Below are 12,516 nucleotides of genomic sequence, written 5' to 3'. Positions count from 1 at the left end.
GCCCTTATGTGGTAACTTTTGCATGAACCTTTAGGGTCGTGTCTTTATTTTCACTCCATATTGCTTCAACTTCCAGCTTTGTTTTCAGGCCGGTTTTATGGGAAAACTCCAGCTTCTGTCCTTTTTTTACGTTCTTGATATCCAGAATTGTCTTTCCGTTCATTCTTGCCAGTATTGACCAGGTCCCCGTATCAGGGGAGATAATCTCAAAATAGCCGGTAACCGTGGCTTTTAATGTCGTTTTTGAGGTTTTTGCCAGTCCGCATCCGTTTTTAATCGGTATGGAAATATCAATTTCGTTTCGTCGGCTCATGGTATCACTTTATTTTCCGTGGAGCTATATCTTCTAGATTATATATTTGCTGACATGTTATTGGCAAAAATACTCCACATTTGTAAAATTTTTCTTCTATGTACGGTTCTACTTTTTTGTACTTTTGCTCCTATTGCAGGAGCATTAAGGGAAATTTTTCAGGAATTTTCAGTTCACTTGATTGTGGAAAGCACATAATCGAGTGCAAGAGCAAATTCATTTATTTTTGCATTGATGATAGCTTCTCCTTTTTCGGTTGGCACGTATATTTTTGTTCTCAGGTCCCCTTTAGGGGAGTGAATCTCTATGACATCTTTATCCTTCAGGGAGTACAGGATCGGATATACGGAACTCTGGCTTATGAACACGTTAAATTGAGTAAAGATTTCCTTTATAATGTCCTGACCGCACATTGGTTTTTTCTTGATTAATGAAAGGACAACTATATTCAGGTGCTTTTTTATGATGGTCTCAATTTCGTCGTTTGACCCGAACTCCTCGAATAGCCTGAAGTCCGATATTTTTTCCGGCCTGTTAGAGGTGGGATCTGATTCGCTTCCATCATAAGTTGGCATTTCTGCTACTGTATCTTTTACAAACATATTTTCACCAAAAAGTACTTTCCTTAATAATTTCTATCTGCCCGCGATGCCAGATCCTCGGATATTTTCCGAGGCAGCTACCTGGGAAATAGTTTTGATGGAATTTTATTTATATTGAGGCTTTTTCAGCTCCGCCCCTTAAGTTCCGGAACAATTGGACGAATTTCTCCACGTCTCCCTAAAGTACGGTCCAGAATAGATCCCAGCCAGAATGATGGCCAGAGTCAGGCACTTCAAAGCGTATTGCAGCCCATAGGATAGGGGAGATTCCCGATACCGGTCTTCGACCGCAAATGGCTTTAAAGCGGACCTCTGGGCTCGTACTTTTTCCTTTTGCAGGGATATTGCAGGTCAAATTACATAATTTATTAGATGTGTGCGTGATTCGTTATATTTTTTGAAACAAAATGCACAATATCCTAAATATTATTAATTTGTTGACCTATATCCTGCTGTACAATTCTCAAAAAGTGGTACCTGAAAGGATACTTCAAAAGAGGTGATGGCAAAGCAACACAGACGCTTTAGGAATTTAGGAATCTCGCTTGATGCATTGCTATGAAAATGCCGGAGTTTTCACATGAGGATGAAATCTCCCCTCCTGAAATTAAATTTTCATTTCTATATAATACAGGATCAAAAAGAAAAGAGGTAATAAAATGGTAAACCCGGACTCTTCGAGTCTTGCTGAAGTACTTGATAGAATACTTGACAAAGGTATTGTTGTGGACACCTGGGCAAGGATTTCCCTTGTCGGAATCGAGATCCTCTCCATTGAGGCCAGAGTCGTTGTTTCTTCCATAGATACATACCTGCACTATGCAGAAGAAATTACAATGATTGAACAGGCTGCAATGGAAGCGGCTCCCGAGGTTCCTGTTGCATAACAGGAACCTTTATTTTTTAATTAATTGAATGGACACAGCCTGTGAGTAATGAGTTTCCAAGGTCAAGGCTGATAAGGAGCAGACATGAAACCCCAATCCCCGCATTTAAGAAAGGCCCGAAGAAGAACGGTTTTGCAGCCCAATGCCGAAAAAGTTTCGGAAAAAACGGCACCAGAAGGTGGCTCCGGGGTAAAAAAGGTGCCTAAAGGAGGTCCCGGGGCAAAACCGGTCGAAGCCGAAGTGACCAGAAACAATGAATCCGGAAGCAACGAATACGGAGGCCTGAGCCCGCAAAACGAAAATTTTGTCAGTACGGCAACTGTGAATTACCTTGCCCAAAGGGTGGAAGCCTGGCTCAGGATTGGATATCCCGTGCACCTGATCGGTCCGACTGGCTGTGGAAAAACTAGCCTGGCAATGCATATCGCAAAAAATATAGGCCGGCCTATTGTCTGGATCAACGGAGACGAGGCTGTGACAACAAAGGACCTGGTGGGCGGATATGCCCAGGTGAAAAAAGAGACCCTGATAGACAACTTTGTCCACAATGTTTCCAAAAAAACCGAGGTCACAACCCCTGAATGGGTTGACAACCCCCTTACAAGCGCATGCAGGCACGGATACACGCTTATATACAACGAATTTTCCAGGACAAGGCCTGTTGCTAACAATGTATTGCTCTCAATCTTTGAGGAAGGTATCCTTGAACTTCCAACAAAAAACGGGCAGGAGCGGTATGTAAAGGTACATCCCGAGTTCCGGGCCATAATGACAAGCAACTCGGTGGAATATTCCGGGGTGCATAGGCCTCAGGACGCCTTGCTGGACCGCATAATCAGCATCCATATGGATTACTATGATTTTGATACTGAAATGAGCATAGTCCGGAAACATGCAGGAATTTCCGAAGAAGCTGCCAGGAAAATAGTCTCTATTGTAAGAAAGGTAAGAGAAAGAATGGACCTTGCCCATAAACCCGGAACGAGGGCATGCATTATGGTGGGAAAGGCTTTAAAAAACCTGGGAGGTGAAAACGAGATTCCTCTTGAACAGCTGCTTATGGACGTAATAGCAGCAAAAGCAAGTTCGTACCAGGACCTGCTTAAAAAGCAGAAATTTGTCCGAGAGGGTATTGCCGAAATGGAAAATACGGGTTAAACCGAGCCGAAAAAGGTAAGCTAAGTAAAAATGCAGTGAGATAAAGAGAAGACTTAAGCTAAGCAATATGCAGTGGGATAAAGAGAAGACATAAGCTAAGCAGGCTGCTTAAATTTAATAGATATTAATGAATGCAGGGAAAAATTTTTCGAAAGGTTAGTGGACACTCTCGACACGGGCATGATAATTTCTCAAAATTCATGCTGCGTTCACGTTCACTGCTTCATAGCCCTCTTCAAACCCTGTCCATAATTCAAATCCTGTCCATAATTCAAAACCCATTCAGAATTCAAAATCCATTCAGAATTCAAAACCCATTCAGAATTCAAAATCCTGTCCATAATTCAAAATCCTTTCAGAATTCAAAACCCATTCAGAATTCAAAACCCATTCAGAATTCAAAACCCATTCAGAATTCAAAATCCTGTCCATAATTCAAAATCCTTTCAGAATTCAAAACCCATTCAGAATTCAAAACCCATTCAGAATTCAAAATCCATTCAGAATTCAAAATCCATTCAGAATTCAAAATCCGTTTAAAGAGGTGTTTCAGGATGGCAACAAGAAGGAATATAAAAAAAATCTGTGGCACAGCGGTTGAATTCCTTGAAAGCATGCTGAACCGGAAAGCAGAAGGAATTATCAATATGTCAATGGAAGACGAATCCTGGAAAATACAGGTCGAAGTGCTTGAGAGAAAAGCGGTTCCCGACACGCAGGACCAGCTCGGGATCTACGAAGTCAGGCTTGATGATGGCCTGAATATCATGCAGTACAGGAAAGTCGGAATCCGGAAAAGAACGGAAATGTTTGTTGAAGAGGAAGAATGACCCGGAGAGATCAGGGTCTGCTTTCTATCAGGGTTGAATAAGCAACTTTACCGATTGAAAATCCGATAAAATATACAATTACTCAGAGGTGATGAGGTTGAGAAATGAAACTGCAGGCTGCTCAGACTCCTTTTTGACAGGCTCCCGGCCGGCATGGAGTGCAAAAAATACAAAGGAGCCCGAAATTCCGGCCCCCTGCGTGCGAGGTGTGGAGTGGAGCCCGGAAACTGGCCTGAAGCTTAAGGTCTTGAAGTTTCAGGAGTCCGGAAATGACAATTTACAGAGTACTTTTGCCGAAGATGTGCAGTCAATGCTCAAAGAATATCCGGCAAAAAAACGTATACTTTTCCTTTACTCCAGCCTGGGAAAAGCAGAGGTAATAAAGAAAATGTTTGTGGCAGGAGCCGGAAAAAACCAGGCCGTGCTTTATACCAGCAGAAATAAGCCGGTCTTAAGTTACGGGAAATTGTTTTCATATAGGGAATGTTCGGGGCCCGGAAATGCCGGGTTTTATGTTTCCCGGCCCGAGGAGTTTTCCGGGTTTTCGAAAATACTGGCCGGGTCCGGCCCGGGGATCAGGGCAATTATTGATAATGTGGAAACCGCCTCCCGCTTCAGGGTAGCAGGTACGGAAAGCAGAGTGCTGTATACATATGACCTCAGGACCCACGGGGTTCAAAGTATCAAAGAATTGGCATCCCTTGCAGATGTTATACTCATTGACTTTCCAGGCCCCAGGGACTTGCGGGTAAAGGAAAAGCCGGATCTTGAAATCATAAATTGTACGGGCAGGTTCGGAACCCTCCGGACAAATCGGGAATACGCATCCTGCAAACAAAGAGGCGAAGAAAGCGGGCAGCCTGCCAGAAGGGTCTTGCTGAGCCTCCGCTTCCCCCTGCCCGTAGTTTCCGGGATGGAGGCTTGATGATGAAGAAAAAAGGCCAATCTCCAAAAAAAAACGGGATCTATGTGTACTGTGTAATCCGTGGGGATCCACCTTCCTCACAGGATGAGGTCAGGAGCTTTGGCGAGATCGGATTTGGAGGTAAAGAGGTCTACACCCTGGCCTACAGGGATCTTTTTGCAGTTGTAAGTGAGGCTCCTTTAAAGGAATATAATATGGACAATGAAGAGGAAATCGAGATCCACCAGAACGTCGTGAATACGATTATGCGGGAAAAGGCAGTAATTCCCGTAGCATACGGGATGGTTTTTAAAAATAGGAAACTGGTCCTGGCATCCATGAAAGTGGCCTATAAAGCCGTGAAAAAAGCCTTGAAAATCGTGGACGACAAAGTGGAACTCGGGATCAAGCTCATTGTCCCGCCTGGAGAAAAGGACCTTGAAGCTTCCGACCTATGTGTAAAAGAATTTGAAGAAATGTTAGGAGAAATAGTTTCCGATTCCAAACAGCTCAAACTTTTTAGTAATCGGTTGCTTATGAATACGGCTTATCTCGTAGAAAGGAAAAAGATGGAAGTGTTTTCGGATATGGTGGAAGAGCTCAGCCGCAAATACGAGTCCTTTAAGGTCCATTACAGCGGGCCCTGGCCGGCATACAACTTCGTGGACATAAGGATCCTATCTAACAAAGGAGGTACGAGGTAATGTTTCTCCTGGATGACATTCTAATGAATATGCTGGGGATCTCGGTTCCAGGTTTGGATCTGTTCTCCACGCTAAACCTGGTAAAAGACATGGCGTATAGGGAACTGTATGACCCTGAGAAGATAAAGAATGAGATTAAGGAAAACCGGCTGCTTTATGAGTTCGGGGAAATCCCGGCTGAAGTTTACAATACGAGAAAGAACGAACTTATGGAACAGCTTGAGTATGTCCAGCAGCTCAGGGCCGCGAATGTTTCCTTCCTGTAACAAATCACGACATAATATTCGGCAGTTCAGGTCGGGTTTTATGGATTACGAATATGAGGTGGAAAGCATGCTTTCAGTACGAGAGATGAGGATGTTGCGCAATAAAAAGCAGGGAGATAAAAAAATAAAAGCTGCCAGGCAGGAGCTCAGGGTGCAAAAAAAAATGCATCTGGCAAAGCTTTCGGAGCACAGGAAGCATCTGAGAGCCATGGTCATGAAGCAAAATTCGGCAGCTAAAACCCAGACTGATAAAAAAGCTGATATTGTGGACCCCATTATTGCCGGGAACCGTGAAAAATTAGAACTGAGAAAACTGGGTTCCAGGACAGGTGCGATGAGGAAAGGAAGGCTCATTCTTGCTTATCCTATAATTCCTTCAAATGCCTTTTCGGAGTGCACGGCAAACCCCCCGAAAAATAAGATGGTCCCTGACCTCCTGTATGCAGAGATGGTAAAAAAGGGTAAAAAAATATCTCTTGTTCCGGACCAGGACTTTGCGGACCTGTGGAATTTCTGCCAAAAAATCTGTCTCGGAAAAGATGCATTCAAGCAGCGGTCCAATATGCTGGACAGGGCAAAACAAAGGGAGCGAATGCAGCAAAAAAAGCCCCTCCTGGGATATTCGTACAGGCGATATACGGCCGGTTGCAGGCTCAGGAGAGGCCGAGTCCTGTAAGACTTTCATTGCACTCTCTGAGAATTGCAGGGATGAAACACATGAACCAGAGCTATGATACAATTCCACTGAAAGAACGCGGTACCCTTGTTGACATAATAGACAGGATTCTGGACAAGGGCCTGGTCCTCAATGCCGATATCTCGGTTTCCGTAGGAGGGACCGAGCTTTTAGGGATAAAAATAACCGCTACCCTGGCTTCTTTTGAAACCGCAGCCAGGTATGGGCTTGAATTTCCTTCGGGGACCAACCTGAAAGCTGCCGGCTGGCAGCAGACAGACATTACATATTCATACTGCCCAGAATGCGGAAACAGAAGGGACGAGAAGCTCTTGATAAATGAAGGCTGCCCGATCTGCGGCTGGACAAGTCCGCTGACAGGCCAAAAGCAGCCTCTTCCTATCCGGAATTAAAACACGGATAATAAAAAAGACACAAAAACAGATACTAGAGGTGGAAGTCAATGTTTGGTTTTTTTAAAAAACGGCGTGAGATGAAAAGAAAAAGAGAACTTGAGAGAGAACAGGAAAGAGAAAGAATGGATCGGGAAATGGAAGAAATAAAAAGAAAACTGAACCAGGTCGATTGATCCTAAAAGGATTTGCAGGTGTCGGCGACCGAATAATATGCAGAACAGAATATGAGGTGTAATTATGTTTGATTTTACAAAAAAAGATTGGAAGAATAAAGATAATAAATCCTGGATCGAGAAAAAAAAGGGAAAAGGGTGGATTGAGAACTGGCACAAATCAAAAAATAACTGGGCAATGAGAAAAGAAAAGAAAGAATGGGTGGAGAGGTGGAATCGCCTGAAAAAAAACTGGATTGAAAAAAAAAGACGAAGGGAATGGGCAAAATCCATAGAGGATGTCAAAAGGAAACTGGACTAAAAATTCCCGGCGCAAAATTTTAAAAACCCGGGCCTTACAGTGCCGAAGGAAGCCGGAAATATATTAAGAGGTGAAAAACCTGCAATGAAAATCCGGAACAGGTCAGAGTAAACACTCCCGGATAAAAAACAGAAAGTTAAGTCACTATATTTCTTTTTTAAAAGGAAATGAGGGTAAAAAATGAAAAGAAAAAGTGAAATCCCTGCTGAAGATAACGGGCTTGTAAAAGAGATTGCGAAGAACTTTATGCCGGGGCTGGAAAAAATCATCAAAAGGATGGAAGAAGTGTCTCCTGAATTCAGGGTAAGGATCGAGGAGACGGACCAGGACCTGAATCACAGAATGGAAAGAAAATGGAGCTGTACGCCGAAAATAAGCACGGGCTACAGGCTGGATACTGTTAGGGGAAGAAGAAAGCTGGATGAGCTGAGAATCATACCTGAGCCGGACCCTATTTTTGAGATCCTGAAAGAAGAGGATTACATCTACGTCACTGCCCAGATCCCTAATGAAAAGGAATGCAATATCAAAACCGAGCTTGATTGTAATGTTTTGAAGCTTTCTTCGGGAGATTTCCGCCGGACAATGGACCTCTCCGAAACCCCTGGCCCGATAGTGGAACAGTCATACAAAAACGGGGTGCTGCACTTAAAAATAAAAAGGTAGGAGCATGGCACTGGAGATAGATGAGGGGAACCTGAAAAAAGGGCTGCTCGGGCTTGTAATAGCCCTTGTGGAAATCATACAGGAGCTGCTTGAAAGGGAAGCTATAAAAAGAATTGAAAACGGAAGCCTTGAAGGAAGGGAAATCGAAAACCTGGGTGAAGCCCTGCTTGACCTGAAGAGCGCCCTTGAAACCATAAAAACAGATAACGAGATCGAAGACACGGTTGATTCCATAATATATGGGCTTGATGAAATCGTCCATGAAGCGGTTGAAAAATTTATGAATCCTTTAGAATGGGTAAAAGAGGAGTCAAATGAGCGAAAACGACGAGGGAAGATACCTTTACTCAATCCTGGACAGAGGCATTGAAGCAAGCTTTACGCAGCCGGGTGTGAATAACGGAAGGGTATACACGGTAGTTCATGAGGGCATCGCTGCGGTTGTGCACGCCTGCAATGAGAAAATAGGGCCTGCGGCCAGTGAGGAAGAGGGTAGGAAATGGCTTTTACAGCATATCCGGATAGTGGACATGATTACGGAAAAATTCGGTACTGTAATCCCCTTTACCTTCGGCACCATACTTAAAGGGGATGATAAATCCGTACAGGAATGGCTGGCTAAAAACTACGCCGACCTTAATGTGGAATTCTGCAGGTTTGAAGGAAAGGCCGAGTATCTGGTCCAGATTTTCTATGAACAGGAGGTATTTTCGGGAGAAGCCCTTCAAGCCAGTCCCGGGCTCCAAAAACTTAGCGATAAGATCTCGAGCCTGCCCAGGGGAACTGCATATCTTTTTGAAAAACAGCTGGAGCAGAGGATTAAAGAAGAAATTGAAGTTAGGGTCTCGGGACTTGCAGCCGAATTCGAGGCAGGAATCCGGAAATATGCAGATGAGGTCCGGGCCGACGAGAAAAAACCAAAGGTTCCCGATGAATACAAAGGCAAAAAAATGTTTGTAGCCCTTTCCTGCCTTGTATCTGACAGCCGGGTCCGGGAACTCGGGGAACTGCTGGACCGGATAAACAGTTGCAAGGGGCTGTGCGTGCGTTTCATAGGCCCGTGGCCCCCTTTCAGTTTCGTCGGGCTTCAGGGGATTTGAAGCATAAACGGAGGGTGGATATGCTTCCCCAACGTGATACCGGCACCCTGGTAGACCTGCTTGACCGGTTGCTGGAAAAAGGCCTGGTCTTAAAGGCAGACCTCATAATCTCCGTGGCAGGGGTTCCCCTGATAGGGCTGAACCTTGTGGCAACTCTTGCCGAAATGGAAACTATGCTCAAATACGGGGTTTTCGAAGCCCTGGATAAAAACACAAGAGTCTGGGCCCTGGAACACGGGAAGGGCAGCCCCAGCTTTATGGATGGGGAATCCCGGGTCTGCAAGGTTTATTGTTCGTATACTTTTTCCGGAGAGAGGAATACATGCTGGAAATACGGCTTTGTCTACGTAACGGACCGCAGGTTTTTTGCCTGGGATAAAGGCCTTGGAAAGGTCCTGTTTGAATTCCGGCCCGAGCAGATAAAAACGATTGGAGTGGAAAAACGGCTCTATGAGGAGAGGGAGAGGGAAGAACTGCATGTCCGGCTTCAGGACGGGATGTCCCTCTTTTTGCATGTCGGGGAGGTCCGGGAACTCAAAAAATCCCTTGAAAACGGATTGGGGTTAAAGGCCTCTTCTCCCCCCTGAATCAGACTCCGGAACTGTCCGATGAGGGTAAATAGGGAATTCGGTTCTTCTCCCGGCACCTGGCCGGAGAGCCTGTACATCATGAAAACTGCTGCAATAAAAGTCAGGAGGAAATGAGGCAAGACATGGCCAGAAAAAGTCAAGAGGTTCCGGAAAATCCCTTTCCCGGCCCGGGTTTGAAACTCAATATCGGAAATCTCCTGGACCTAAATCTTCATCTTCCTGACTCCGGGCCAGGCTACAGGTCCCGGAAAGGAAACTGGAAAACCCGGCTAAAAAGGACAAATCCCGGTTTTCAAACAATATCCCCGAACGTATACAGGCTTGCGGAGGGTTCAAATAAATCCCCTAATAATGAAAAACCCAACTTTAAGAGCAGAGCGAATAAAAGGATAGGCAATAATGCCAGTACCGGGAAAAGCCCCGGTAAGAAATGCGGCGATAACCCGGAAACAACTTATCACCCTTCGGTTAAAAACTCAGGGTATTTAAAAGCCGGGGGTAGATTCCTGAATGTGAGGGGTAAATCCGCGCAAAAAACCGAACTTGAAAAATGTGTAGAAAAACCGGAACATGATAAACACATACAAATCCCGGAATTTTACGAAATCGGGCAAGATTCCTGCAAAGCCGGAAAATATATGCAGGACCGGGAATACGGGAACTGTACACAGGACTCCGGGCCGTATGATGCCTGCCCAAAACCTGATGATATCCAGAAAGGGAATTCCGGGCCAGGCCAAAAACAGGAAGATAGGGGACTCTCTCAGGACCCGGAACCTGTTGAACACGGGCTGGGGGTTGAGCCGGTCAAATCAAAATCCCTGCCGTCAAAAAAGGCCGCTGGAGGGCGGATTCCCGAAAGGGATAAGGATTTCCGGGATTTCGACAAAAGGATTTCCAGGTGGAAAGAAGGGCAAAAAAAAATAAGATTGCAAAAAGTACAAAAAAAATACCGGTTACGAAAAGAACAAAAAAAGCGAAGATTGCAGAAGGATTCGAGCTCGGAAGGATTGAAATCCGTAAACCTGAAAACAGAACTTGAGAAAGGAAATCCGGAATATATTACTGAAGTCTTTGAAACTGAAAACAAAGTGATATTCCTTACTGAGGTTCCGGCCAATTACAAAAAAGAAGATATACATTTGAGATACTATTTCAAAAAGGGAGATGGGCACCTGATTATATATGCCGGTCCCTACCAGAGGCATATCCTGGTCAATCGGAAGGTGGCCTTGAAATTAAAAGGAACCGTCCCGGAATTTGTGTCCCTGATGAACGGGGTCCTCACTGTAGATATGGATAAATATTGAAAAATGGCCTTGTTTTTTGGGTCATTATTTTACGTTTTTAAAATGACCTGAAATTTTGTTTAATTTTTAGATTCCGAAATTTGAAAATTGATTTATAATCTTGGGTAAAAAATCCCTGTAATTTCATAATAATCAATAAGGTAGCAAAGTTCATCGGGTGGCAGAGTCAACGGGATCGGAAAAACAATAGGATAGCAAAGTCGATCGGATAGTAAGGCCTTTGGATGGCAGAGTCAACGGGATAGCAAAGCCAATAGGATAGCAAAGCCAATAGGATAGCAAAGCCAATAGGATAGCAAAGCCAATAGGATAGTAAGGCCTTTGGATGGCAGAGTCAACAGGATCGGAAAAACAATAGGATAGCAAAGCCAAACTATGCCCGGATAGGGCTTATCTGGCTTTTAGTCCGGGAGTTTTTTCATTTTTTCCGAATACGAAACCCTTTGAATGGGCCGGCTTTACCGGGCCTTATTCTTCCTGGACTATTTTGTATTTTATTTTGTTGTTTATCAGGTTTTCTTCCATATCATGCCTGAATTGAATATATCTCAAGAACATTTTTGCTTCCATTTTCGTGCTGCTTGAGAGCATTCTGATTTCTTCGAATGTATGCCAGTCATTGCTCAGGGCCTGCTGGATCTCATTATATTTCACCCGGTTCTTTTCAGGGAAATCTCCGGGCTCTATCCTGAAATATGCATAATTGTTCTCTTTGAATATGCGGTGGGTTTCCTGCCCAAATGCCGTAAGTGTCCATTTTTTTTTCAGAGGGGTTGACGCAGGTGATAGTTCTAACAGTCCTATATTCTCCATTTCCTTAAGTTTATTGGTAACTGTGGATTCCGCAACTCCGCTGAAGTCCGATATGCGATTGGCGGTAAGCATTCCAAAAATATGCAATGCGTCCATTATTTTCAATTCCCGAATTATTTGCTCCCCTCCTTATACGGGCAAGTTTTTTCCGTCCTGAAAAGTTCGGAAAACGGGTGAACTCTTCCGCATTCTTTGCAGCGGACGTTTATTTCTATGGAAAAACGGTCATCAACATAGCCTCTCCTGACAGCCCTTCCCATTGCTCTTTCAAGTATGGTGGAGGCGAACTTCAGGGAATCATTGATGTCCTTTATGGCTCTGGTTTTTTCATCAATTTCTTCCGGCTCGATGTTCACACATTCCTTGAGGTGCTTTCGCATGTCATTCTCGTTTACAAAGATATCGGAGATCTTATAGATGTCCAGTTTATTCTTCTTAAAAATTGCATTCCCGATTTCCCAGGTCCTGGAGTCCAGTTCCTGGCTTGGATCAATGCAACGGGCATGGATATACCTGCGAAGAGCCCCGATGTCAAAGGTAAGTTCTTCTCCAGGCACGTTTTCCCTGTACAGGGCTTCAAGGATTCTTTCATTAAACCTATCAGTCAAAGCTTCGATACTCATTGGTTTTTCATACTTTCCGGTAAAAGCATGGTTTAACCAGAGGTTGATTTCTTCTCTGTTCAGCAGCTTGGGGTTTAATAAATTGCAGATCTTGCACGCAGAGATTTCGGTTTTTATCGCTTTCATAAAACCTCATAAGGAAACCCTGACTTCCTAGTTCAGGGATAGGTGATCTTTGGCCGAC

19 protein-coding genes are annotated in these 12,516 nt (G+C 44.2%); 15 read left to right on the top strand and 4 right to left on the bottom strand.

Annotation, left to right across the window (positions count from 1 at the left end):
* Positions 1–4: 4 nt before the first annotated feature.
* Both ACSAZK_RS00585 and ACSAZK_RS00580 read right to left on the bottom strand, forming a co-directional pair.
* Entirely contained in the window at positions 5–313 is a 309-nt protein-coding gene (locus ACSAZK_RS00585) for a hypothetical protein (RefSeq protein ID WP_440955510.1), read from the bottom strand.
* Positions 314–486: 173 nt separating this feature from the next.
* Positions 487–915 (bottom strand): PadR family transcriptional regulator, encoded by a 429-nt coding sequence (locus ACSAZK_RS00580; protein WP_440955509.1) that lies wholly within the window; start codon positions 913–915, stop codon positions 487–489.
* 659 nt (positions 916–1,574) lie between these two features.
* On the opposite strand from ACSAZK_RS00580, the gene gvpA reads away from it, so the two are divergent.
* From gvpA to ACSAZK_RS00505, 15 genes are all read left to right on the top strand, one after another.
* On the top strand, positions 1,575–1,802 hold the full coding sequence (gene gvpA, locus ACSAZK_RS00575; RefSeq protein ID WP_440955508.1) for a gas vesicle protein GvpA: 228 nt from the start codon (positions 1,575–1,577) through the stop codon (positions 1,800–1,802).
* Between the two features lie 198 nt (positions 1,803–2,000).
* Positions 2,001–2,960 carry a gas vesicle protein GvpN gene (gvpN, locus tag ACSAZK_RS00570; protein ID WP_440955507.1) on the top strand — a complete coding sequence of 320 codons (960 nt, stop codon included), beginning with the start codon at positions 2,001–2,003 and terminating at the stop codon, positions 2,958–2,960.
* 554 nt (positions 2,961–3,514) lie between these two features.
* Positions 3,515–3,790 carry a gas vesicle protein GvpO gene (gene gvpO, locus ACSAZK_RS00565; protein WP_440955506.1) on the top strand — a complete coding sequence of 92 codons (276 nt, stop codon included), beginning with the start codon at positions 3,515–3,517 and terminating at the stop codon, positions 3,788–3,790.
* A gap of 97 nt (positions 3,791–3,887) precedes the next feature.
* The gene (locus tag ACSAZK_RS00560) at positions 3,888–4,715 is read left to right on the top strand and encodes a hypothetical protein (RefSeq protein WP_440955505.1); all 828 of its coding nucleotides are present in this window, start codon (positions 3,888–3,890) and stop codon (positions 4,713–4,715) included.
* Positions 4,715–5,398, top strand: coding sequence for a GvpL/GvpF family gas vesicle protein (locus ACSAZK_RS00555; protein WP_440955504.1), 684 nt, complete (start codon positions 4,715–4,717; stop codon positions 5,396–5,398). Before ACSAZK_RS00560 ends, ACSAZK_RS00555 begins: the two co-directional genes overlap by 1 nt.
* A complete protein-coding gene (locus tag ACSAZK_RS00550) occupies positions 5,398–5,664 on the top strand; it encodes a gas vesicle protein GvpG (protein WP_440955503.1) in 267 nt (88 codons plus the stop codon). The genes ACSAZK_RS00555 and ACSAZK_RS00550 overlap by 1 nt, the downstream gene beginning before the upstream one ends.
* Positions 5,665–5,731: 67 nt before the next feature.
* Complete coding sequence (locus ACSAZK_RS00545) at positions 5,732–6,340, top strand: hypothetical protein (RefSeq protein WP_440955502.1); 609 nt, start codon at positions 5,732–5,734, stop codon at positions 6,338–6,340.
* A 32-nt stretch (positions 6,341–6,372) separates the two neighbouring features.
* Positions 6,373–6,753 (top strand): gas vesicle protein GvpJ, encoded by a 381-nt coding sequence (gene gvpJ, locus ACSAZK_RS00540; RefSeq protein WP_440955501.1) that lies wholly within the window; start codon positions 6,373–6,375, stop codon positions 6,751–6,753.
* Positions 6,754–6,803: 50 nt separating this feature from the next.
* Positions 6,804–6,929 (top strand): hypothetical protein, encoded by a 126-nt coding sequence (locus ACSAZK_RS00535; RefSeq protein WP_440955500.1) that lies wholly within the window; start codon positions 6,804–6,806, stop codon positions 6,927–6,929.
* Between the two features lie 64 nt (positions 6,930–6,993).
* A complete protein-coding gene (locus tag ACSAZK_RS00530; RefSeq protein WP_440955499.1) occupies positions 6,994–7,230 on the top strand; it encodes a hypothetical protein in 237 nt (78 codons plus the stop codon).
* Positions 7,231–7,410: 180 nt separating this feature from the next.
* A complete protein-coding gene (locus ACSAZK_RS00525; RefSeq protein WP_440955498.1) occupies positions 7,411–7,896 on the top strand; it encodes an Hsp20/alpha crystallin family protein in 486 nt (161 codons plus the stop codon).
* A gap of 4 nt (positions 7,897–7,900) precedes the next feature.
* Entirely contained in the window at positions 7,901–8,266 is a 366-nt protein-coding gene (gvpK, locus tag ACSAZK_RS00520; RefSeq protein ID WP_440955497.1) for a gas vesicle protein GvpK, read from the top strand.
* Positions 8,211–8,996: a gas vesicle protein GvpL gene (gvpL, locus tag ACSAZK_RS00515; RefSeq protein WP_440955496.1), complete on the top strand. Its 786-nt coding sequence runs from the start codon at positions 8,211–8,213 to the stop codon at positions 8,994–8,996. The genes gvpK and gvpL overlap by 56 nt, the downstream gene beginning before the upstream one ends.
* A gap of 20 nt (positions 8,997–9,016) precedes the next feature.
* Complete coding sequence (locus ACSAZK_RS00510) at positions 9,017–9,583, top strand: gas vesicle protein (RefSeq protein WP_440955495.1); 567 nt, start codon at positions 9,017–9,019, stop codon at positions 9,581–9,583.
* A 125-nt stretch (positions 9,584–9,708) separates the two neighbouring features.
* Positions 9,709–10,896, top strand: a complete 1,188-nt coding sequence (locus ACSAZK_RS00505; RefSeq protein WP_440955494.1) for a hypothetical protein — start codon at positions 9,709–9,711, stop codon at positions 10,894–10,896.
* Between the two features lie 468 nt (positions 10,897–11,364).
* Here ACSAZK_RS00505 and ACSAZK_RS00500 read toward each other — a convergent pair whose 3' ends face one another.
* Entirely contained in the window at positions 11,365–11,781 is a 417-nt protein-coding gene (locus ACSAZK_RS00500; RefSeq protein ID WP_440955493.1) for a hypothetical protein, read from the bottom strand.
* Between the two features lie 41 nt (positions 11,782–11,822).
* A complete protein-coding gene (rdfA, locus tag ACSAZK_RS00495; protein ID WP_440955492.1) occupies positions 11,823–12,458 on the bottom strand; it encodes a rod-determining factor RdfA in 636 nt (211 codons plus the stop codon).
* Positions 12,459–12,516 lie beyond the last annotated feature (58 nt).

The sequence above is a fragment of the Methanosarcina sediminis genome (genome assembly GCF_052056915.1).
Taxonomy (GTDB): Archaea; Halobacteriota; Methanosarcinia; order Methanosarcinales; family Methanosarcinaceae; genus MTP4.
Note: the sequence above shows the minus strand (reverse complement) of the source record. Positions and strands in the feature narration are given on the sequence as shown.